The 22,347-nt window shown below is 62.4% G+C and carries 13 protein-coding genes; 2 read left to right on the forward strand and 11 right to left on the reverse strand.

Annotated features, from left to right (window positions below; translation table 11 throughout):
- Nucleotides 1–124: 124 nt before the first annotated feature.
- The 11 genes from AC1DNF_RS10365 to AC1DNF_RS10415 all read right to left on the reverse strand — a co-directional run bounded on the left by AC1DNF_RS10365 (nt 125) and on the right by AC1DNF_RS10415 (nt 14,393).
- Entirely contained in the window at nt 125–1,816 is a 1,692-nt protein-coding gene (locus AC1DNF_RS10365; RefSeq protein WP_478148494.1) for a type II secretion system protein, read from the reverse strand.
- Nucleotides 1,817–1,907: 91 nt separating this feature from the next.
- Nucleotides 1,908–2,573: a type 4 pilus major pilin gene (locus tag AC1DNF_RS10370; RefSeq protein WP_478148495.1), complete on the reverse strand. Its 666-nt coding sequence runs from the start codon at nt 2,571–2,573 to the stop codon at nt 1,908–1,910.
- Nucleotides 2,570–3,673, reverse strand: coding sequence for a hypothetical protein (locus tag AC1DNF_RS10375; RefSeq protein ID WP_478148496.1), 1,104 nt, complete (start codon nt 3,671–3,673; stop codon nt 2,570–2,572). Before AC1DNF_RS10375 ends, AC1DNF_RS10370 begins: the two co-directional genes overlap by 4 nt.
- An 8-nt stretch (nt 3,674–3,681) precedes the next feature.
- Nucleotides 3,682–5,487, reverse strand: coding sequence for an ATPase, T2SS/T4P/T4SS family (locus AC1DNF_RS10380; protein WP_478148497.1), 1,806 nt, complete (start codon nt 5,485–5,487; stop codon nt 3,682–3,684).
- Nucleotides 5,488–5,679: 192 nt separating this feature from the next.
- The gene (locus AC1DNF_RS10385; protein ID WP_478148498.1) at nt 5,680–6,342 is read right to left on the reverse strand and encodes a hypothetical protein; all 663 of its coding nucleotides are present in this window, start codon (nt 6,340–6,342) and stop codon (nt 5,680–5,682) included.
- Nucleotides 6,343–6,565: 223 nt separating this feature from the next.
- The gene (locus tag AC1DNF_RS10390) at nt 6,566–8,014 is read right to left on the reverse strand and encodes a hypothetical protein (RefSeq protein WP_478148499.1); all 1,449 of its coding nucleotides are present in this window, start codon (nt 8,012–8,014) and stop codon (nt 6,566–6,568) included.
- 60 nt (nt 8,015–8,074) lie between these two features.
- Nucleotides 8,075–9,649, reverse strand: a complete 1,575-nt coding sequence (locus tag AC1DNF_RS10395) for a hypothetical protein (RefSeq protein WP_478148500.1) — start codon at nt 9,647–9,649, stop codon at nt 8,075–8,077.
- 27 nt (nt 9,650–9,676) lie between these two features.
- On the reverse strand, nt 9,677–10,237 hold the full coding sequence (locus tag AC1DNF_RS10400) for a toxin co-regulated pilus biosynthesis Q family protein (RefSeq protein WP_478148501.1): 561 nt from the start codon (nt 10,235–10,237) through the stop codon (nt 9,677–9,679).
- Nucleotides 10,238–10,855: 618 nt separating this feature from the next.
- Entirely contained in the window at nt 10,856–11,473 is a 618-nt protein-coding gene (locus AC1DNF_RS10405; RefSeq protein WP_478148502.1) for a hypothetical protein, read from the reverse strand.
- Nucleotides 11,474–11,531: 58 nt separating this feature from the next.
- Complete coding sequence (locus AC1DNF_RS10410) at nt 11,532–11,882, reverse strand: hypothetical protein (RefSeq protein ID WP_478148503.1); 351 nt, start codon at nt 11,880–11,882, stop codon at nt 11,532–11,534.
- 105 nt (nt 11,883–11,987) lie between these two features.
- Entirely contained in the window at nt 11,988–14,393 is a 2,406-nt protein-coding gene (locus AC1DNF_RS10415) for a DotA/TraY family protein (RefSeq protein WP_478148504.1), read from the reverse strand.
- Between the two features lie 633 nt (nt 14,394–15,026).
- On the opposite strand from AC1DNF_RS10415, the gene avs3a reads away from it, so the two are divergent.
- Nucleotides 15,027–21,392, forward strand: a complete 6,366-nt coding sequence (avs3a, locus tag AC1DNF_RS10420) for an AVAST type 3 anti-phage nuclease/ATPase Avs3a (RefSeq protein WP_478148505.1) — start codon at nt 15,027–15,029, stop codon at nt 21,390–21,392.
- Nucleotides 21,358–22,053, forward strand: a complete 696-nt coding sequence (gene avs3b, locus AC1DNF_RS10425; RefSeq protein ID WP_478148621.1) for an AVAST type 3 anti-phage proein Avs3b — start codon at nt 21,358–21,360, stop codon at nt 22,051–22,053. The genes avs3a and avs3b overlap by 35 nt, the downstream gene beginning before the upstream one ends.
- Nucleotides 22,054–22,347: the final 294 nt, after the last annotated feature.

The raw sequence follows: 22,347 nt of genomic DNA on the forward strand, positions 1-22,347 counted from the left end.
GATCAGGTCGCCTTGAACGTCTCCGCTTTCGACCTGGGTTTGATCTGGAAATATAGTCCGCATTTTAGTTATCTGATGCTTTTTTGATCGTTTCCGGATCGCTTTCCGTACTTTTGCGCCGCAATCAGGGGTAATAGCAGGAAATCACCAGCGTCGCGAGCGCACCCGCCGAGCCAGCCAGCGCGCCGCCCGATCCGTTCAGCAGCTGCACCGTCCAGGTTGCCCCGTTGTCCGTAACAAAGCGCGAGAAGCCTCCGTCGCCGCTGGACTCAACCTTCGGGATCAGTTGTGGTAACGCCACCGGCGCTGCGCCAGCGCCGTTCTGGCACACGGGCTTGGGGACGACCTGGCCATTTCTGACTTCTGTCGACGAGACGAACACGAGGTTTGTTGTGATGTCCTGGAGCCGATTCCACCGAGAAGCCCCTGTGGCCGGATTCATCCGGCACAGGAACGCGTTCTTCGTCCCTGGCGCTCCCGCATAGCCAAGTGTGCCTGGTGCGTACGCACCGCAGCCGCCGCCGTCGACCGCTGCAGGCAGGAAGTCGGACAGGAGCGTCCATCGCAGCTGGAAGCAGTACAGCTGGCGCCCTGCGGGGTCCGTTGCACCCAGGCCCTCCAGATTGCACACGCCGCCAGCGGCCGCAACGGTCACCACTGGGGTCCAGACGCCACTCGTGCAAAGCATGATCGAACCATTCGGCAGGTTAGCGTTCTTGCCGATGGCAGCCGGATCCGCGCAGGCCGTGCCGGGAACAAAGCTGCCGGTCGGCACGAGGCGGTTGCCGGCCATGCGGCCTGACGTGGCCACCTCGGCCTCGCCAAGTGGGTTGACGCTGGTCATGCGCGCGAAATTTCCGTTGGCGCCATTGAACCCCGAGCCCAGGTCGGTAGTGACGACATTTCGATCGGCGACCACGTCCACGGTGCGCACACCACCAGACATGCCCGCCGGCACGTCGTCGGGATTCAAACAATTGAAGCCACCACGCCCATTGGGAAGGAGGCGCACGCAGTTGTTGACGTTCACGGTCCCCGCGTCCACATCCCCGGCAACGGACAAGTTGTTGTTGACCGTGGTCGGGCCGTTCAAGGTCGTGGCTCCCTCTACCGTGAAGTTGCCCTGCAGATTCGGGTCGCGCGTATCTCGCACCCGCACGAATTGCTGGAAGAGCGCCGTGTTGACGGTCGAGCTTCCGCACACGATGCCCGGCACGTTGCCGAAGGGATTTGGCGTGTTGAGGACCGGTCCGCGAATCGTCGCGCCATTCGTCTGCAGCGACTGGCCGCCGATCCCCCTCTGGAGGTCGACCATCACCTGGGCGAGGTCATACCGCACGTTGGCGCTGCCTAGCGTTACGGGCGTTGTGGTGCAAACCAGAGTCTGCAGCGTGCAGTTCGCACCCGGGCAGTTCTGCTTCAGGACGTCGATCCTCACTTCCTGCCGCGTCGGCATGGAGCCGGGTCCGCTCGGGAAGCCGGGATTGAGGCCCATCTTCTCGACGATCAGCTCGGGAATGGTGGGGTGAAGATCGTCGGCCGTCGACGGCACGTCCGTGCCCGCGGCAAGCGCCTCGTAGTTCGTGAGGGCGTGCTGCTCGGCGGCCGCGGCAACCTGCTGGATATAGGTTCCCGAGCCCTGGGCCAGCACCTCTTCCGAGTCGTGCACGATCCGCGCCTGCGCATAGACCGCGATGATGGCGGAGATGCTGAGGACGATGATCAGCTCGACCAACGTGAACCCAGCCTGCGGGCGGCGGCCCGCTCCGCGGCCAGGGAGCCCGGTGAAGCGCACGGATGGGAGAAGCAGATTCACGGAAGTTGTGGATTCAAGTTGTCGCCGCGCGGTGTGACTCAGCCCTTCGGGGTCCGTCGCCGCGGGGGCCGATGCGACGCGGGGACCGCGATCACTGGAACGTGAACACAAACGTGTTCGTATCTCCTGGGGAGCATGCGTTCTGCGCGGTGCCGCCGTTGTAGGCTCCGCCAACCACCTTCACGGCGGTGCCGTTCACCTGGATCACCTCGGCCGCGCGCGAGAGCTGCGTCGCAAGCCCGGGGCACGCCGCGTCGTTCACGTTGTCCAAGGTCACTGCGAACGCGTCGCCGGCCACGGACACCGTCGTGGCCGCCACCGTAACCTGAGAGCCGGTCTGGCCGAGCGGATGCTGCACGGTCGCAGTGGCGCCGCTGTCCGTCACCGAGAGCGCCGACGCCAGCCCGCGCGCTGTGTTCGCGAACACAGCGGTGGCTGCAGAGTTCGAGCCGAGATTGAGGTAGGGTGTCACGCCCTGCCCCGCGAAGTTTCCACGCACCGCGGTCACCGTCTTGTTGATGTCGTTGGCGGTCGGCTCGACCTTGCCGGCGATGATAATGCTTCGGGCATACGGCACGCCGAAGAGCGCGAGCAACGCGGCGATCGCAATCACGATGATCAGCTCGACCAGAGTGAAGCCTGCTTGGGAATTCTTGCGAGAGCGGTTGGTCTCGGTCATATGTGGAAGTTGGTAGTTTCGTGTGGTGGACAGATGCCCGCGAGAGGCGGCATCGGAAGCGAGCGCGGTGAGGTTCATCTCGAGCCGTAGTAAGTCATCATCGTGTCCTTCATTTCATAAATGACGCTCATCTGGGTGCCCAGAACCCCGAGGACGGAGCCCATCGCAAGGAGCAGCAGCGCCCACCGGTAGACCGTCATCCGCTTCAGGATCTGGTCGAGGATCGTGCCCTCGACGTAGCGGCCCGTTGCTTCGAAGCCCTCGGCGAACCCCTTTGATTCGTGCATGTCGACCAGGAAGAAATACATCTCGGGAGACAGCAGGTTCGTGTCGAACGCCGAGGTGCCGATTGCGCCTGTCTGATTGACCCCCTCGTTGATCTCCTGCACTCGCCAGCGCAGCCACGGAGAGCGGATCGAGCGGGCGAAAGTCGTCAAGGCCTTGGAGAGCGTGTACATGGTGTTGCCGCGCCGACGCGTCAACGTCGCCATGGTGGCCAGGAACAGCGCACCCTTGACGTCACGCACCACCCGGTACACAGCGACGTTCCGGTCGAGCCAGTCCCGAATCGGGCCGGTGAGGTTGTTGAAAGTCCAGTGGATGTAGACGGAGGCGACGATCGCTGTCATCGCGAAGTACAAGCCGTATGTTTTTACGTTCCCCGCCCAAGCATTGAAGAACCTCCCGCGCGGGCCCCACTCGTTCAACGGGATGAAGGAGTACATCTCCTGGAGCTTGTTCGAGGCGAACACGGGATAGACGGTCAACATCACCATCGCCACCGATACGCCGACGAACGCGGCGATCAAGGTGCCGATGGACTGGCGCTTCACGCGGTCCGAAAGGCTCGCGATACGCGCTACGTCGCGCAGCGCCGCCAGGAGCGCGCCGGCGCCGGCGGTCTGGGCGACGTCAATGATCGCCACCTCGTCGTCTGGCAACGTCCCGCGCCAGGCATCGGAGAGATTTGCACCGTTCGTCGCGTAGCGCTCGGCCCAGAGCGCCGACAGCACGGCCCGGGAGGTCTTCCCGTGGCGCACGGCGTCCTTCTCGAAGATCTGCAGAATCTTGATGTCGCCGCCACCGGCCTCGAGCAGATCCGCGAGATGTTGGTAGTACGTCGCCCGCTGGCGCCGAAAGTTCGATGCGGCCTGGCGAAGCCAGAACGCTTGCATCATGGCCTGATTCACGTGGACACCCCAGCGTCGGGGCCGCCCGCATCGGGCACGATGATCTGGGATGAGCTCCGCCGCGCCGCCGAGCGCTTCTGCAGCTCTCGCTTCGCCTCAACCGTCTCGAAGCTCATGAAGCGCGGCTCGATCTCGCGCGGATCGATATTTCCGTACATCGCCCCTTCCTCGCCCGCGCCCCTGACGGCCTTGAAGACTGCGCACTCCATCGTTGTCTTGCCGACGAGATTCGTGTCGTCGAAACGCGGCGTCGCGAGCGAACGCCAGTAGCGATCGCGCCCGATGTTGTCCTCGCTGAGGATGAACTCGAGCATCTGCTCATCGGGCTCAACCATCTCGCTCACCACCGTCCGTCCGGCGAAGCCGTTCAACCCTGGAAGCTCTGGCTTCTGGCACATGGGGCAGCCGTTCTGATCGCGCATCCGATAGACGTCGCGCGAGATCCCATAGAGGCGCTCCAGCCGGTCGAAGTAGCGGTGGTGGGATTCGAGCGCCGCGCCGGCCAACTTGAAGGCGTGCGAGTACTCCGATGGTGACTTCGCGCAATGCGGGCAGTTCTTCGGGAGCAGCGCCTGATACACCAGCAACTTGAGAATCCCTGGCGTGGCCAAGACATCCTTGGGCATGCCGATGGCCGGCGACTTGAAGCGATCCGTGATGCCGAGGGCCGAACGGGCGTGGGTGGTCGTATAGACGCTGTGGCCGGACTCCGTCACTTGACGCGCCACGAGGCAGGTCTCCCGGTCGCGGACCTCACCGAGATACAGCACGTCGAGCGCAGAGCGATAGAGCGCCCTCGTGGCTGAATGGAACGCCGTGTCATCGACCGCGCCGACATCGCGCGTGATGGTCTTCTGATAGGCGTAGGGCAGATCGAGTTCGACAGGGTCCTCGAGACTCTGGATCTTGATGTCCGTGGGCAGCATGCGCAACATCTGCACCAGGGACGTCGACTTGCCGGAGCCGACGACGCCGGCGAGGACCACCATGCCACCTTCGGAATGGATCACCCGCTTGATGATGTCCATCTGGGTTGAGACATACCCCGCATCGTCGAGCGACTTGATCATCGCCGACTCGCCCAGCCGCTGGATCCGAGTCGTGACCACGGTCCCCTTGTCGAGAGCCATCCCACTCCAGCGAAGACGCACGCGCGCTCCGTTGGGAATCTGGGGYGACTTCGGCAGATCGATCCGCACGAGCGCCTGTTGCTCGAGCTTCACATCCAACTGCGACGCGTCGCCTCCGCCGGACTTCTGATACGCGATCCCGAGCATCGCCATCACAGTGTCCGTCGGGACAAGGAACTTCTCGGGCCGAATGTAGCGGCCGCCGATCTTGAAGCAGATCTGGCTCTTCGAGGCTTCGAGGTCGACCGCGAAGTCGATGTCGTCGGCGTTGTTCGCGTAGGCCCAGGCAACAATGTCCGTGAATGCGGACATGAGCGCGTTCTTCTGCGGATTCCGCGAAACCTCCCGCTCAAACTGCAGCTTCGTGGCGGTCACGTCGCCCTGCGACAGCGCAAGCACGAGCGTGGACGGGGCGAAGTAGCCTTGAACGGCCTTGTCGGTCAGCTTGTAGCCGCGATTGAGCATCTGCTCGACGACGGCCTGGAGCTCTTCCTTCTTGGCGCGAGACTTGTCCACGAAGACCAGGCAGGCCTTGTCGCTTCCGTTGATGGTCGCGATCGCGACCGAAGCGTAGAGGTGGGCTGCGAGCAATGCGTCCTTGTTGACGATCTGGTGAAAGGTCAGATTGGTCAGGTCCGCGGTTGTCTCAATCGGCGTGGAGGAGAACCGCACGCCTCCCCAGGTCTGCCCACCGCTGGCTTCTGCCTGCGCGGAATTCGGCCCCCCCGCAGGCGCGGCCCGGCGAACGACCCCTGCCTGCTGTGCGTTGGCCGGAGCCGCCGCGCCCCGAGGACCGGCCGCCACGCGAAGACTCGGCGATGCGGGGGCCACTTTTGGCTTTCTGTTGAATAACATTGCTTGCCCTTAGTTCGAGTCTTGTCCCGGCGCTGCACGCCGCATGTCTTGCGCAGGCGCGATCGGCCGCGCAGCCAAGGGGATAGCGGTCTGACCCCGCACGGTCGGCTCCGCCGGCACGAGCTGAACCATGGGCTGAGCGCCGTTCAAAGGAGCCCGGCCAGGCAGCGCCACCGGATCCGCTGAGCTGTACGGCCGTGGCGCGGGAACCTGGTTCACAAGAGGCGAAGGCATCGAGGTGGGTGTCGCTGCGACGAATCCAGAGCGCGGGCCGGCGCCTTGCTGCATCGCGGCGTTGAACGGCGGCTCGCCGGTCCAGATTCCGGTAGGGCATTGCGACGCCGGAAGGCCCTTCACGACGACCTTCAGCTTGACCAGCTTGCCTTGAATCGAATCGATCACGCAGCCGCCAACGCGGGCGCCGACCGTCAATCGCTCGTAGGTCGAGCCGTTGTAGTTCACACTCGTTCGCAGCTGGCCTTCCACGCCAGAAATCGAGTTCACGACGAAGGCCGCTGGGGGAACGACGGCGGCAGCCTTGGCAGCCGTGTCGCGCGTCGTTGTGTCCGGCGGGATAAGGCCGTTGGCCTCGGCATCGCGGCGGGCCTTGAGGCGGGCCGCCGCGTTCTCATTCCTCACGAGCTCGTCCACCGTCACGATGCTGTCGTTCATCGCGTCAGTCGCGGCGGGACGAGTGGTCGAGCGGGCGGCCCCCGCAGGCCCCGCGGCCGGCCCGGCGGCGAAGGAGGCTCCGCTGAGACAAAGGAGGAGAGACGCGGCAGTCGCCGCGACCAACGGACGAAGCGCCGCCGAGCTGACGCTGGGACGAATGGATTGCATTGGGATGAGATCGATTGGGTGGGTAGCGAATGAGGGGCGTCTCGGCTCTCGCCGGTCAGTTCTTTGCATAGATCACCCCCTTCACTTCGGCCGTGATAGACGAGGACTTCAACGTCATCGCCGTGCCAGAGGCGTTTGGCACGAAACCGATCCGGAGCTGCGTCCAGTCCGCCTCGACGCCGACGTCGATCAGTGCATCAACGCTGCGCAACGGGCCTTTTGCGGAGATCTCCCCTGCTTGCAGCTGCGGGACGGAGGCGACGATGGGATATGAGGTGCCGTCGGGCTTCTTGGGCGGCGGAAATGCGACGGAGGAGAACTTGATCGCTCCAATCGTTCCGAACGCGGGCAAGACGTTCTGTAGGCGGCTCACGGTCTCGACCTGGTGAAACGCGACACTGCGCAGGGCCTCGAATTTGAAAAGCTCCGCGGGCTGCTGGACGGACCATGAGGCCACGATCGTGTCGAGGCCTTGGTACTGAACGCTCCAACCTGGGAGAGCAATCTCCCCCATGTCGCGATTCACCCTTCCCGTAGCCGGCCGCAAGTAACGAGCCGCACAGCTCCATGCTCGCGACGCCCCGCTGCTGTTTGTCCCGGCAGCCGCTGATGTTCCTCGCGCGGCCGCACCTTGCGCTGGAACTGCGCTGCAGGTAGCGCTCTCCAGCATCCAGCCGCCCCAAAGGATCGGAGTCCTACCCAGCGCCGCACGCGGAGCGGTCAACCCACCGGAATCCGCCGCAGCGTGATCCGCAGCCCAGCGGCTTGTCACGCGCGCCCAGGCTTGTTCTGGCGGCTCCTCGGGCACCACGTTCATCCGCGCGAGGCGGGCGCGCTCACGATCCTGGTGGATGGTCCACGCCTTGTTCCCGATTCCGACCGCCGCGGCAATCAGCAAGGTGTAAAGGACGGGCTTCGGCAGAATCGACGATGACCTTGGCAGCGGCTCGAGCAGATCGTCGTCGCCGGCGGCCATCATCAACAGGTCGTCGGCGCTCAGCCCATTGACCTTTCCAGCGAGGCCATGGCTCTCGATGTTCGTGTAGACGGTGTAGTGAACCTCGTCTCCGACAGCACTTTCGATCTCTTCCTGAGCCAGATCCAGCACCGTGACGTCGTTGTCCGCATGGATCACGCGGTCGACCGCCGAGGGCTGGCCGCCACGGATCACCGCAAGCCAATAGATGCCGGCCTCGATCCGGATGGCATACAGGCCGTCGCCACCATGCTGGCGCGCCGCCACCTGTGCGGCCGGATGGATCTGACCCACGGCGTCGGCTGGGACGGCGCCATAGCCGTACTGCTGCTGCTTGAAGATGAGATGCGTCGCGCCGGCCGCTCGCGCGACACCCGCAGCTTCGGCCTGCGTCCCGTTGCGGGAAGCGACCGCACGCCAGGTCAACCCGAACGCGAGCGATTTCCCGCCGTCCTCGTCGGCCAGGATGATCAGGGGCGCGCGGCCGGCATTGCTGCGGGGAGCGCTCTTTTTACGTAGGAAGGCCAAGGAGAGGGTCCTCGTTGGATTGGTTTCGCTGATGAGCAGGCGGCCGCGCGCTCCGCGTCCTCAGACGCCCTCTTCCGCAATCGCAGTCACCAGGAGCACCATCCGGGTCTTCTGGTTGCGACCTTGGTCCGATCCGCCGAGCAGCATCGGGAGGCCAGAGCCCATGCGCCTGGAGGTCACTGAGTTGCTGCTCGTCTCGATTCCACCGATGACCACGGTCTGTCCGGAGCGCACCGGCACCTCTTGAATCACCCCCGTTCCATCGATCGTCTTCTGCTGGACCGTCACTGCGGAGGCTCCAGATCCCACGGTGAAAGCCTGCAATGGCTGAGCGCTGGTGACGTCAAAGCTCACGGACAGGAAAATGGTTCCGTCGCTCTTGGCAGTCGGAACCAGCGTCACGAAGGTACCGACGGTCTCTTCCTTCTGGGTCACCGTAGGGGCTTGCGCCTGGGTGCTGATCAATGACGAGCTGATCGCGGTGGCCGCCACCTGGTCGACGTAGTTGAAGGTGGTCCGAATCGCTTGGGTGACCGGACGCCCAGAGGTCGTCGTGAACGGGAAGGTGCGGTGATTGACGACGGTCCCGACTTCGTTGAGCGCCTGAAGAATGACCTCCGAGCCGGTCCCCTTGCCCGTCTTGCGGCCAAGAGCCAGCGAGCCCACTTGCGGACCGACGACGCTCGCCGGTGATGCTGCGCTCGCGGCCGTGCTGGCAGTGGCCAGCAGCAAGTTCCAATCGAGGCCGTGATCGTCGTTGTCCTTGGACGTCACCTCGATGGATTCGATCAAGACTCGCACACGCCGCGACATGAGCTTGTTCTGCTCCTCGACGAATTTGGCGACGCGAGCCAGCGCGGGGGCGGTATCGGTGACGACGAGCGTCTGGCTCTCTTGGCTGATGACTGCCTTCCCGCTCGTGGTCAGGAGAGCGTCGATCGTGTCGCGCATGCCGGTGATCAGGTTCTGATCCTTCGTCGTGAACCCGGTCTTGCTCTGCGACTCGAAGACGTTGTTCGACCCCGCATTTCGCCCGAGTGTCGCGGTGGTCGTAGCAACTTGCGGGATCGCAGCCAGCTGAAATACTCGGGTCTCGACCCGGTAGAACTCCGCGCCGGTGGGCACAGGGCGCCATGACACGTCCGCCTGGCGCGCGATGTCGTCCAGCAGCTGCCACAGCGGCACGTTCGAAGCCTGAAGCTGCACGCGGGCCGGACCCTGGGTCGGGGGATTCGGCGTCGACATCCGTGCGGAGAACGCGCTTGGTGGCAGCAGCGCATCCGGCGTCGCCGTGATGATCAAGCCCGAGGCCTCGGCAACCTGGTTCAACGCGGTCTGCAGATCGACGGTTCCCCGTTGGTACATCGCCGTGACAGGTACCGATCGGCGAAGTGCTGGCGGCATCGTCGTCTCGCGTGCAAGTGGCTCCTGGTTGCCGGCGATGTACGGGCGACTGACATCCTGCGCCGCAATGCGCCGACTCTCGGAGTCCTTGATCGAGTCGACGAGCGGCTGACGCTTGGCAGCGATGTCGATGTTTGCCTTGAAGGCGTCCTCCTTCACGCGTTCTTGGTAAGCGCAGCCCGCAAGCGCGAGCGCGACCATTGGGAGGAGAACGAAATGGTGCTGTTTCATTGGAAGTATCCCGGGGCGTCGAATGGATCAGTTCGCCGTCTTGTCGCAGAGCTCCGCCCTGGGCACCACGCGCAGAACCATGTTCGAGTAGAAGCAAGGTTGAAGCGGAAGATTGGTCAGATCGGTGCTCGACAGCAGCGCACGCACCGCCGTCTTGTAGTTCGGCCCGAGGTCCGCAGAGGACAGGACGGGCAAGTCGAAGCTCACCGTCCAATGCTCCGGCTCGAACGTCCAGCCCGCTCGCTTGGACCAGGCCACCAGCGCCTCCCGGATGGTCTTGTCGCTGCGTGAGATCGTGAAGCTCTGCGCGGCGGCCACGGGCACAGGTGCCGCGGACGACGGCGACGCGACCGGTGCAGGCGACGAGCCCTGTACCGGCGACACAACGACCCCTTGCGCCGATCCGTCAGGCTTCTGCGCTGCGGGAACAGCAGGAGAAGCAGCGGCCTGAGCTTGAGCTGGGCGACTGTCCACAAAGCCCGCCAACGCGCTGCCAGTCGAAGCTGCCAGGACGAGGGCAAAAAGGGCTGCGCGCCGGGCGCTGGTCGTTGGCGGCGCGGAGGCCCGTCTTGATGCGTTCATGAACATTACTTGGAGGAGGAAGGAGGCCGATCGACGGCAGGGTGGATGGGTTGGAGATGAGGACTCAGAGATACGACGCACGGCTGCGGTCAATTGCCGATCGGCCTCGTGGCCTTGGCGGATGCTTTCGTGTACGTTCGAATTCGTTTTTGTTCCTCACAAGAAGCACGCTACGAAGTATTTTATCGATTACAACATGTCGGCTCTTTGCGTTGCAATGAAACGAGCAATGTTGGTGATGCAAATTTGCAAATAGCGCACTTGACCCCGTTGCGAACGCATGGCGCTTAGCGGGCGGCAACCCTCAGACCGGGCGCCGCAGCGTCAGGGAGTCCGCCGCACCCGTCGGGCCGCACATCTGGTCCCCAATCGCCCGCTCGAGCGCGTTTCGCCCGCCGGAGTGGGCGGGCGATTCAACACCCCTGCGTCCAATCGGGGAATCTTTCCTGGCACTGGCGCCAGACAGCGAAGGTGGGCGCAATGAAACCGGGCCGCTCGGCCTCGGAAACGGACTTCAGACACCCCGCGGCGCGGGGCAGTAGCCCGCTGCAGCGGTTCGACCTGAATCAGCCTTCGAAGGAGGCCCCTGGGCCGCGCGGCTCACGCGGTTCCCCGCAGTAAGGACTAACCAGCGGCCAGGCCCTGGAGGTGCTTCCGCGCGTGAACGTCGTCCGGCGCCATCGCAGCAAGATAGGAGCGACGGCTCTCCTCCGGGGGTGACGCCCCCGTGCTATGCCCGAATGCCGCGTAGCCCATGAAGTCGCAGATCTCGGTCACCGCCCGCCCCGTCTCGGCATCGAGCTTCATGTACTTGTGCTTGATGACAGCGATGAACCCACGCCCTGGAAGGTTCCCGCGACGCGGCGCGCCATACTCCAACTGAATCTTGGCCCACCAGGCAGTAATCACTTCGCACGGGCCGGCCTTGTCGAGAAAGCTGTAGACGGTGGCAATGGGGATGCCAGTACGAGGCCTTCCGGCGATCACCGCAGTGCCAAGCAACTCGACGCGATAGACACCTGGCGCCTCGACGATCACCATCCCGGTGCCTTCGGGGACGCAATTGCCGAGCAGGGCGGGAACCGCGATCGGCTCTTTGGCGAAGAGCGCGTGCGCGACCCACCAGTAGTACTTTTGCATCGCACGCGAGACGCGCGTTAGTTCGGAGCCCTTGGGCGTGTGAGAAGTCCAAGCCGCAAAGTCGATTCGGGGCAGAAATGGAATGTTGGCATCGGTGGTCACGAAGCCAGCATACCGAACGGAATCGCGATCCGTAAGGTCGGCGGGGCGAAATGCCGGGCTACGAACGCCCAGGGATTTTGAAGGTGCGCCCGACTTCGCGCACTTGGTCCCAGTCGCCTGTCGCAACAATCGTGTGTTTGGCATGGCGCACGATTCGGTCGCGGAGATCGGCGTCTTGCACGAGCGGATGTGTCGGATCTAGTTTCGCCAAGGCCGTGGCGAGAGCGTAGCGCAGCGCCAGGTTTCCGGCGGTCGAGGCAACAAGATCGTCGTAGTGGCCCCGCAGATCTCGCTTTTCAGCCATCAACTGGGCGACCGTTCGGCGTTGTGTGTCCTCGAGTGCGACGCGCTCTGCGGCAGCGCGATTGCGCTCGATTCCTAGATGCATGTCGGCGTAAAACTCGTCCATTCCAGCCATATATACCTCTAGTCCTATAGAAATCCGGAGGGTCCTGGTGGCCTCAGATAAATGTAGTATCGCCGCGGTTCGACGAACTGCGCTAGGTAGACAGACTCAAAACTTAGGCGGCAGAACAACGGGCGTGTCGGGCGACGTCTGTGAGCTGGGCTTTCCTTCGGATGTTGCTCCCGAACCGCGCGGTTTCATCGCGCCACTCATACCATTCTGACCAAATCGACCAAACGCCATGAACTGCCCGCGTGTGCTCGCCTCCGCCTCGCGTCCGAGGTGCGCACCAATCGCCTTGCCGGCCCACGCAAGCGCCTGATCCGGCAGCATCACAGACAGGTTGCTCAGGGTGGTGACCAGCGTGTGCATCAAGATCCAGAAGATGAACAGGAAGCCGATCACCGAGAAGATGCCTGTGATCGAGTTGCCCTGCACGTTCGACATCACGGACGGGTAGAGCCAGAAGAGGAAGCTGCCCATCACCATCATGAGCGCGGCTGCGGCAACGAAGCCAAGCAGCATCAGGAACGGTCTGAACAGCATGTTGATGATGAACAGATAGCCCGTCTCGGTTCGCTGGCCCATCCCCTCCCCGTTCGCATCCAAGTGGACGAAAGCCCAGATCGGACCCGCTGCAATACCCTCGAAGAAGATCGTCAGGTATTGCACCAGGCCGCCCCACCAGTTCACGAACGGGATCATCGGGATCCACAGGCTCATGATCATCCCCACGATGAACATCCCGCCAACGATCGCGGGGAGCAACGGGCCCAGGGCCTTCAGCGGAGCCAGAACGACGCCGATGGTGCTCCCTGCGAGCTTCTTGATCCCAGTGGAGATGATGTTCGAGGCCACCCCGTCGGCAGGAAGTTCGTTCAGGTAGGAGTAGACGGTGAAGACCGACTCAGCGGCCACCATCATGTAGTCGCCCATGTTCTTCATCGCGATGATCGGGTCGATCAGCCGCAGCCCACCGTTCGAGCTCGCTCCGCCGCCGGCCGTCGAGGACGCTCCACCGGCGCCGGCCGTAGACATGTCGATCAGGTCCATCGCGAACGTCTGGCCCAGGCTGCAGTTCCCGATTGGCCGATAGCCCGGCGGGGAGATCGCGCCGGCGACAATCTTGCAGAGACCCTGCCAGGAGGAGTCCCCCGCCGAAGAGTTCGCATTCGACGCGTCCGACGACGCAGCCGCACTGGAGGTGTCGAGTGCCGTCAGGACCGCTTCCAACGCGGTGTTGTAGCCGCCGTCGCCTTTGCTGAGTCCCATCGGGATCGTCGAGAAGCTGACCGACTGAGCCGCCTGGGCAACCGCCGCGTTCACCTCGGCCAGGGTGGCGTACCAAGCGCCCGCGCCGAACCAGCCGAACTTCTTCATCGAATCGATGGCCTGCGTGGATAGTGCATTCGCTGCTTGTTGTGCCTCCCCAGGCTGCGGCTGGAGTGCCATGTAGTAGGTTGTCGCAATGCCCTGCAGTTCGAGGACCGGAACGACGGGGCGGGCGCCACCCGTCGTTGCATGAGCCGTGTAGTCGTCGTACCAATGGTCGGCGAGCGTCGCGATCTGGTTCACGTACGTGCCGAAGTTTCCCGTCGCACGAGCCTGCATCGCAGAAGCGATGTTTTCGTAGTTGACAGAGGCGATGCGATAGCCTCCCATGGAGCTGCTCGACCGGCTATCGTCCTTCACCGTGGCGGTCACCTTCACGCCGCCGCAGAAGTCCCGACTGTCCGGCTTACCGTACTGCACCCCTGTGATGCCGGCAGGATACGTCGCGCTGATCGTATCGGCGGTCATATCCACGCCGAGCGCCTGCTGCTTGGCGACGTAGTCGTTCTGCGCCCTCATGCAGATTCGCGCCTTGAACAGCGAAAAGGCCGCCTCCTCCAACGAAGCACCGCCTTGCGCCTTGGGGCTCACGAACGAGGGCGAGACGACCGTGGTCATGTTGTTGGTGCCATTCACCATGGCATCGAAGCCAAGATTGGCCGCACCAATCCCCAGCGTGGTCGCGAACACCAGGACGGCCTGGGAAAGCGAGAAGCCGCCAAAGGCCGGGATCAGGCTGGCCACGCCAGTGACCATCCGGATCGGGAGCCACACCTGGGAGAGCTTCTTGCCCATCAGCTGGCCCTCGTGCGCAGTCTGGACGATCGCCACGCCGATTCCGTACGTCGCCCAGATGGTGCCTGCCACCAAGATGAACGTATTGAAGACCAGGAACATGGAACCGAGCAGCGTCGAGGCGCTACCGATCGCAGAAAACGGATTCGTGAAGAAGGTCCCGAGCAGCGCCGTAAAGGCCTGCGTCGACATATCCGTCGACTTGGTTGCGTCCAGGTAGGGCTGCGTTAGCTGCCCTGTCCCCCCGCTCTGCGCCGCGGCGATCTGAGCGAAGAGCACGAACGCCAGGAAAGCAACGAAGCCGCCTAATCGGCGCGGCGGAGTGCCGAATCGCCTCGATTCGGGGTTTGCAGATACTTGGATGGCAGCGTGGGCAAAACGACGCATAGTGGATCCTGACTCGACCATGGCGCCGACCGATGTCGGCTCGCAGCATCTTCGGCGATGACAGAACGCCATGGATGCCGCTGTGAAACCGTCGATTTCCTCCGCAGCATCAGGCTGATACGGACGCCCCGACTCCTTCGCCGATCGTATCAGCACACGCCACATGGGGCCGGAAATTTTTGAGTTTCGTGCGGGGGAAGCGCAACAGCGGCGGCGCGTGCCAGACGAGGGGTGTTAGGCCGACGAGGGGAAACTAGGCCGGCTCGTCGCGGCCGCCGCGTGCGCGCCGCTCGTGGGGAAGGCAGAATGCGGCCAACCGCCGGAATCGGCCAGGTGCAGACGTTCGCCAGCGACTGGTTCGGAGCAGGTTGCCCCGCTTTCTGCGAGCGCGTGGCCGCTCAAGCACAGCCGCCGAGGTGGGATGACCAACTTGGGTGGGTCCCATGGGGGGACATCTTGCACGGCCGGTAACGTGGCAAACTGACTGAAGATACAGCATCAGCCGGGAATCCGAAGTTCGATGCCTGAGCGCGCGCTCAGTCGAATTTGGCAAGATATGCACACCAGCCGTTGTTTCGCTGGGCTGGCTCACACGACGTTTCGCGACGCTCCGAAGGCAATCTCCCCGTCTTCATGAACTCAAAAAAAACTACTGGCAGAACCACCACCACCGACTCTGACTCTGACTTGGTGCGAGCGAGCAGGGACGGGGACCAATTCCACTACCACTGGGCGGCACGTCACTGCCTTTCGCTCCTGCCTGGCGTGAGCGACCTAGTCGCCATCTCCATTGAAGGCGCCTCGGCCGCCGAAGGCCCTGGCTCGGCCAACGAAGGCGACGAACTTATCGACGTGGGGTTCTACTTTGGGAGCGAAGAGCTGGAGGACGCACGCCTGGTCCGCTATGTGCAGTTGAAGCACTCGACGAAGCGCGTGCAGGAGCCCTGGAAGGCCAGCGGCCTGGACAAGACGCTCAAGGGCTTCTCGAAGCGGTTCATGGGGCTGCGCAAGGCGTTCATCTGGGAGGACCTAAAGGACAAGCTGCGCTTCACCTTCACCACTAACCGTCCCATTGACGAGAAAGTGGCTGAGACGCTGGAGGACCTCGCATCTGGAAGCGCCGCAAGACATCCGTCTGTTGCGAAGACGCTCCTTGGGTATGTGAATGGGCTCGGTAGCGAGACGACAAGTTTTTTCAAGCTCTTCTCGATTGAAGCGGGCGAGCCCGACCTCTGGAACCAGCGCAATCTGCTGTTCAAGGACGTCAGCAAATACCTGGCCGAATCTGACTCGGACGCGCCACTTCAGCTCAAGGAGTTGGTGACGAAGAAGGCCACCTCTGAGCACGCTTCGAACCCATCCATTCGTCGCCTTGATGTGCTGCGTGCACTCGAGACCGACGAGGCAGACCTGTGGCCTGCAAAGTGTCTGATTGCTGAACCCACGGAGGGCGCGCTTCCGCGCGAGCAAGAATCTGAGATTCGAGTGATTCTGGAGTCCGCGACCAACCCTGTCGTCTTGCATGCAGAGGGAGGAGTCGGGAAGTCCATCCTTGCGTGGCAGCTCTCCAAGTCTGTCCCCGAAGGTTCCGTCGCGGTGCTCTACGACTGCTTCGGGGACGGGCTGTACAGAAGCGCCCAACACTTCCGGCATCGACAAAAGGACGCTCTTCCGCAGATTGCAAACGAACTCGCTGCGCAGGGGCTGTGTCACCCGTTGATTCCAATCCGCGGAACAGACAGCAAGCAGTACATGCGCGCGTTCGTGGCAAGACTGACTCAGGCTGTTAGCCTGCTCAGGGCCAAAACGCCCGGCGCCAATCTCTACCTGATAGTCGACGCGGCGGACAACGCCGTCATGGCCGCTACGGAGTTTGATGATGCCGCCTTCGTGCCCGACCTCATTCGCACGGGGATGCCCGACGGTGTCAAGCTCGTCTTCAGTTGCCGGACGCATCGGCGGGACTATCTGCAAGCTCCGCCCGACGCGGTGCAAGTCGAACTTCGCCCGTTCAGCCACGCAGAGACGGCCAAGCAGCTCAGGAAATCCTACCCGGACGCGACCGAAACCAACGTTACTGATTTCAACTTCCTGAGCAGCTCCAACCCACGCGTTCAGGCGCTGGCGCTGAGCCGCAAGCTGCCAATAGAGGCCATGTTGAAGGCGCTCGGGCCTTCACCCTCTACCGTTGAGCGTGCCATCGCCGAACTGCTGGCGCATGCCGTCGAACAGCTGAAGTTTCGGGAAGGCCATGTCGAAGCAGAGCAGATTGACCTCATCTGCCAGGGCTTGGCTGTGCTTCGACCTCTCGTGCCAATCGCGGTGCTTGCGGAGGTTTCCGGAACTACTGATAGCGCGGTAAGAAGCTTTGCCTATGATTTGGGACGACCGCTGCTGGTCAAAGGTGGCAGCCTCCACTTCCTGGATGAGCCTTCCGAGACGTGGTTCCGCGAGACCTTTCAGCCAAGCAAGGCAAAGCTCGCGACGTTCCTGGAACGGTTGAAGCCGCTAACAGCCTCCAGCTCCTATGTGGCATCGACGATTCCTCAGCTGCTTCTTGCTGCGGGGCGCATGGATGAGCTTGTGGACTTGGCCCTTTCTGCTGAAGGCCTACCCACGTCGAACCCGCTCGAGCGTCGTGATGTGGAGGTCCAGCGGCTGACCTTCGCGCTGAAGGCGTGCTTGCAGGAGAGGCGCTACGCGCCAGCAGCGAAGCTGGCGCTAAAGGTAGCTGGTGAGCTCGCCGGCGTAGAACGTCAGAACGAACTGATACAGAGCAACACGGACATCTCATCTGCGCTTCTTTCTCCCGACCGCATCGACGAGCTGGTATCTCGGCGGACGTTCGGCGGGAACTGGACGGGCGCGCATCACGCCTTTGAAGCCGGCCTGCTGGCCGGGCGCGCGGAGTTCCTTGCCGAAGCACGCAGCCGTTTGAGGATGGCGATAGATTGGCTGTACTCGTGGGCCCGCATGCCGCACGAGGAGCGCGAGAAAAGAAACGAGCGTGTCGAAACCAGCGACATGGCTGAACTGGCAATGGCCAAGTTGCTTGCGGAAGGACCGGAGAACGCCGTCAGATTTCTAAGGGGGTGGACGCCAAGGTCTCTATCGATGGACGCAGGCGGCATCTTGGCACGCAGGCTAGTAGACCTTGGGCGCCAGGACCTTCTCGACCAACTGGCGGAGCACGGCGCCACGGATGTCTGGCTGATGCTCGGGCTAGCAGCGGAAGCTTGCGACGGCGGCCATTCGCTGCCGGCCAAGCCGGTTGAGACGCTCATGCGTGCGTTGGGTTCACGTCGCATTCAGCTGCAAGACCCGGACGGACCAAGCATGAAGTGGAGCATTCTGAACGGCGTCACGTCTGCGGTGTTGCAAGCACTGCGAGTGCTGCCACGTGATGACGCGGTATGGGCAAAGGTCATACGTCGTTACTTGCCAGAGCATCCGCCCCGAGAGCTGGCGGAGAGGTACGCCTCGGACAGGTCTACGCCACTGAGGGCATACACGCTTGAGGCTGCGCTGCTGAACAAGCAACTCGCACTCATCGACTTGGCTCCAACGAAGGTTCGAGAGGAACTGGAGAAAGAGGAGAACCACCACGGCCGGAGCTTGGAAGCCGAGGCCTTCGACAGAGCGACAGGAGGCGTCTTGCCTTGGTTCGCCTTTAGTGCTGAGCTTGCTTGCGGTAGGACTCCGACAGATTTCGCCGCGGTCGCCCAGGAGGCGCTTAGGGCAACGAACGCCGCCAGGTCGAGGGACTACAGCAACGTCTTTAATCTAGACCAGGTCGTTGCGCTGGAATGGACACGGGCGCTGCGCGACGCGTCGATTTCGGACGGGGCCTCGCTGACCGCATTTCGAACGTGGTTTGAAGAGAAGGCAAGCATTCTCTGGCCCGTTACCATGACAGGCGTCTGTCGCTTGGCAGCCCGTGCAAAGCCACTCGAAAACCTCGCGCTCGAAGTATCCATCAAGGCCTACGAGGCCATCGAACAGCATCGTGAAAGCGCTGAGTCTAGAGTTGAGTCATATCAACGTCTGGCTCGCGCCATTTTCCCGGCCAGCAGAGCCGAAGCTCGCTCCTATTTTGAGCGAGCGGTGGAAGTATCCAGCCGAATCGGGCAGGAGAACACGGACCGATGGGGGGCGCTCCTCGGGTTGGCCGAGGCGAGCGGCAAGGACAGCCCCTCCCGACCCCAGTCGGCCTATCGGTTAGCGCGAGGGGCGGAGTTGGCGTACGACTACATCGATAGGGACAAGCACTTCGACTGGGGTCACACCATTGATGGATTGTTGAGTCTGTGTCCCGCCTCGGCCATAGCCACCCTCAGTCGCTGGAGAGACCGTAGGGTCGGCTACGCAGACAGGCTTTTGAAAATCGCAGTCGACCGCCTGGTTACGCGCGGCTTGCTTCCGCCCATCGCGCCGGTTGCGCTGTGCCCGATTGGCGACGAGTGGGTACGCGACGAAGAACTGGCGAAAGCGGTCGAACATGAGTCGAACAAGGACGTTCAGCGTAAGACTCTGAGCGTCGGCTACCGCTACTTGAGGGTCAGCTCGCCGTCGGAAAGGGAGCTTGAGCGAGTTTCAGCGCTGGCACGCTCCTGCGACTTCGTGGCCCCGGACATAGACAGGCTACTCGCTGCGGCACGGCAGCCCAAGCGTGAGAGTGAAAGTTCATTCCGGCAATACATGCCGGAGACTCCGGAGAAACGCAACGACCCAGACTGGGATGTCTTGTTCAAAGGAGTCGACCTCACAAGCTCCGTCGAGCTTCGTGCGGCATATCTGCACCTGAGGACGTTTGACCCCCCCTATAAGACTGACGAGTTCTATCAAGAGGGGCTGCGCCGATGCGGCTTGGGTGGAGCCGCTGATTTCTGCCTTGCGGTCGCGCATTGGCCAGACATTGGAAACTATGAGCTCAAGCACCTCTTTGACGTGCTAGGAGCGCAAAAGACCAAGCCAATGTCGCTGCGCAAGGCGATGGCCGAGGTGGCACTTTCCGTATGTCGGAGGAGTCCTGAGTGGGGCAGACGGTCGCGGTGGGGAAGCTCGTTCCCGTTCCAGCACCTCATCAGCGAAGGCATCGTAAACGACGACCAGCTAGTGGATGCGACGCTTGAGGGGTTCCTTGCGAAGGTCACGACGCTGAATGCAGGGGAGCTCTTCCAGATGCTGGAGCCGTTGGCCTCTCGTTTGACCAGTGATGAGGCGGACGATGCACTGAACTTCGGGTTGGCACTCCTTGAAAGCGACCTCCGCCCGGAAGATGGCGATGGTCCTTGGAGCGACGACATGAAGCCTCTCGGCAGCTGTGAAGAAGCGCTGGCCGGGTACCTTTGGGCCTTGCTAGGTGCGCCTAGCACCGCTCTGCGTTGGCAGGCCGCGCACGCCGTTCGAGCTGCCGTAGAGCTCGGCTGGGTTCCAGTGCTGACTGCGCTCGCGAAGCTAGCAGCAGTCGGTGCGGGCGCCTTCGTCGACAAGCGCTTCGTCTTCTACGAATGGCACTCGCGCCAGTGGCTCACCATGGCGCTGGCCAGGTGCGCCGCCGAGGAACCGGATATGGTTCGGCTGTTCGGTGATTTTCTCCTGGCGTCAGCCAGAGAGGAGCATGTGCTGTTGCGTCATTTCGCAGCCCTTACCTTGCGTGAACTGCCTGAGCTCTTGGTTGAGTCGACTACGCTGGGCAACCCAGAGATAATCAACGTGGGTGCGCTTCCCATCGTCGAATACAACTCCTACCGGCAGCCTGAGAAGGAGACTGAGCAGCCGACCGACTCATCGGAGGACGGTATAGACAAATATTACTTTGGCATCGACATCGGACCATATTGGTTTAACAGCCTTGGACGTGCCTTCGGTGTGTCGGAGCACGACGTTGCTCGACGTGCAATCCAGGTCATTCGCGCGCGACTGAGTAGCCTCAGTGGCAAATCAGGTGACGATGCTCGATATAAGAGCAACGTATTCCGCCACGAGGAGACTAGCCACTCCCATGGCACCATGCCCCGCGTGGAGGACCTGAGGGCTTACCACGCCTACCACGCGATGATGATAGTGGCGGCGAGGCTGTTGAAGACGCACTCAATCGGTAAGGCGAGCTACAGTCAGGAGAACGATTTTGACGAATGGATTAAACATCGTCTTCTTACTCGCACCGACGGTAAGTGGGCCGCGGATAGACGCGACCCACAGCTCACCAGGGCTGCTCCAGCGGCGGAGCGCCACGGTGACAAGGAGTGGCGCTGGAAGGTAACCGCTGAGCACCTTGATAGCTTGTTAGAAACCGACGAAGGGCTGCACGTCGTCTCCGGGGACTGGACGAGCGGGTCACACGATTCCGAAGAGTCCATCTCCGTGACTAGCGCACTCGTGCCAAAGGTCAGCGCAGCAGCGTTTCTCGCGGCAGCGCAAACAGCCTTGAACGCCCATGACTACTTCTTCCGATTCGATGAAGACCAATTTGATGTGGGCGAGGACGAAGACGAGAATGCCGAAGTAGGCGATTCGGAGCAAGTTTCGGAAGAGCGCCGAGATGGCCAGTTCAAGCTGCGCCGTTGGAAATCTGAACGAGGGGAGAGCTACGGAGTTGACGAATACGACCCCTGGAGCGAGCGAGTGCGTGTTCCTGGCGATGAACCGAACACAGACACCATCTCGGCGATGGGACTTCGCACCGTCGACGACGGGCGCAGATGGATTACCAAGAGCGGGGCTCTGTTGCGAAGTGAGACCTGGACGCAGTCAAACGGATACGGCCGMGAAAAGGAGACGATTCCCGGTACTCGTTTGAGCTCAGACAGAGCGTTTCTCCGAGAACTGCTCGCCGCCAACCCAGAACACTCGCTGGTTGTCGGCCTCACACTGCATCGACGGCGCTCGCGCTACAGCTCGGATGACGATGAGTCAAATTCGTACGCGCCACCCTACGTTCGGTACTACTTGATTGAAGAAGATGGAATCGCTCGAACGCTCAAGCGCAGTCATTGACCTCGGAAAGAGGCTGGTCGCCCAGCTGAAGCTTGGGGACGACATAGCTGCTCAGTGGATGGCACACATGCTCGCTCAGCGCATCCACGATGCGGAGGATGCTTCTCCGGAGGCAAAACCCGCGGCCCAAAGTTCTTGCGCAGAACTGGTCTTTCAGTTGTGGGAGCGAAGGTACGGCCTTCCCTCTCGTCTTCGTCCCTTGAAGAAGCTGGAACCGCTCCTACGGACACTTGACTCACTCGATGCGAGCAACGGCCCGCGATTTCTCTTAATGCAAGAGCCTCCAGGGGACGTGAAAGTCGAAGAAGATGTCAAGGAGATGCTCGACGCGGCCGTAGCAGTGGACAATGTGGCGCGGATTCTTGTGCAGTACTACCTCGCCTCAGCGGCGGAGCAAGCCACAGAAGAGGCGAAGCCTTGGATTCAGGGCGCCCTCGACGCAGGGGCGGATTCGACGCTTGAAGTCCGCGTCGTTCGTTTCGTGGAAGATGGGCTTGACCGTTCCTCCGACGAAGCGAAAGTTGCCCGTGAAGTTCTGAAGAACAAGCTACAAGTGCTCGAGAGTTTTGCATCTCTCGCAGCTTCCCATGTTGCGGACCAAAGAGCAAAGCACGGTCTGCTGACTGATGAGACGGACGAGGCCGAGCCGGATGATGAGTGATTTGAGCCCGTTGGCAATGTGATGCGACGGGCTGAAGTAGACAGCTTTGCAGTAGTCGGGCCCTGGCGCTCTGAAACTATGAACGACCGATGCCGGTCGCCAAAGTCACCCGGCAATGGACCATTCGGGAAGATGAGGGACTCAGCCGGGCGTCGATACGCTGGAGAATGGATGTCAGCTAACGGGCGACCAATCTCGAGCGGCCTGCGTCCGCTGTGGGCCCAACACGGCTGTTCGCGCCTTACGGCGCCCGCCGCTGACGACCAGCCCGCAAGGCCCGGAGAATTCAAAGAC

The sequence above is a fragment of the Variovorax sp. 01T432 genome, from assembly GCF_056398605.1.

Coding starts and splice junctions, on each gene's coding strand:
- AC1DNF_RS10400 (WP_478148501.1), bottom strand. CDS start 10,237: ATGTTCATGAACGCATCAAGACGGGCCTCCGCGCCGCCAACGACCAGC.
- AC1DNF_RS10370 (WP_478148495.1), bottom strand. CDS start 2,573: ATGAACCTCACCGCGCTCGCTTCCGATGCCGCCTCTCGCGGGCATCTG.
- AC1DNF_RS10395 (WP_478148500.1), bottom strand. CDS start 9,649: ATGAAACAGCACCATTTCGTTCTCCTCCCAATGGTCGCGCTCGCGCTT.
- AC1DNF_RS10410 (WP_478148503.1), bottom strand. CDS start 11,882: ATGGACGAGTTTTACGCCGACATGCATCTAGGAATCGAGCGCAATCGC.
- avs3b (WP_478148621.1), top strand. CDS start 21,358: ATGGAATCGCTCGAACGCTCAAGCGCAGTCATTGACCTCGGAAAGAGG.
- AC1DNF_RS10385 (WP_478148498.1), bottom strand. CDS start 6,342: ATGAACGACAGCATCGTGACGGTGGACGAGCTCGTGAGGAATGAGAAC.
- AC1DNF_RS10375 (WP_478148496.1), bottom strand. CDS start 3,673: ATGATGCAAGCGTTCTGGCTTCGCCAGGCCGCATCGAACTTTCGGCGC.
- AC1DNF_RS10415 (WP_478148504.1), bottom strand. CDS start 14,393: ATGCGTCGTTTTGCCCACGCTGCCATCCAAGTATCTGCAAACCCCGAA.